The sequence below is a fragment of the Lysinibacillus sp. GbtcB16 genome, assembly GCF_019091145.1.
Classification (GTDB): domain Bacteria; phylum Bacillota; class Bacilli; order Bacillales_A; family Planococcaceae; genus Lysinibacillus; species Lysinibacillus fusiformis.
In genome coordinates, this window is the sequence record NZ_JAGXJV010000127.1 from 1 (window position 1) to 463 (window position 463).

The following is a 463-nucleotide window of genomic DNA, read 5'->3' on the forward strand; positions in this document are numbered from 1 at the left end:
TTGCGGGGGCCGGATTTGAACCAACGACCTTCGGGTTATGAGCCCGACGAGCTACCACTGCTCCACCCCGCGATAATGATATATGTTGTTTTTAAAAATGGTGGAGGATGACGGGCTCGAACCGCCGACCCTCTGCTTGTAAGGCAGATGCTCTCCCAGCTGAGCTAATCCTCCATCTGGGTATAAAAATGAATGGTGACCCCTACGGGATTCGAACCCGTGTTACCGCCGTGAAAGGGCGGTGTCTTAACCACTTGACCAAGGGGCCTTCGTTTGGAATAATTAAAGTGCTGGCGGAGAGTAAGGGATTTGAACCCTTGAGACAGTGTTAACCGCCTACACGATTTCCAATCGTGCTCCTTCGGCCACTCGGACAACTCTCCAAGAATGGCTCCGAAGGCAGGACTCGAACCTGCGACAACCTGATTAACAGTCAGGTGCTACTACCAACTGAGCTACTTCG

The 463-nt window shown here is 52.3% G+C and carries 4 tRNA genes; all 4 read right to left on the bottom strand.

Annotated elements, in window-relative coordinates:
- Positions 1-72 (bottom strand) — tRNA-Met (locus KVT27_RS23670).
- A 26-nt stretch (positions 73-98) separates the two neighbouring features.
- Positions 99-174 (bottom strand) — tRNA-Val (locus KVT27_RS23675).
- 19 nt (positions 175-193) lie between these two features.
- Positions 194-268, bottom strand: a tRNA-Glu gene (locus KVT27_RS23680).
- A gap of 23 nt (positions 269-291) precedes the next feature.
- Positions 292-383, bottom strand: a tRNA-Ser gene (locus KVT27_RS23685).
- Between the last annotated feature and the right edge of the window lie 80 nt (positions 384-463).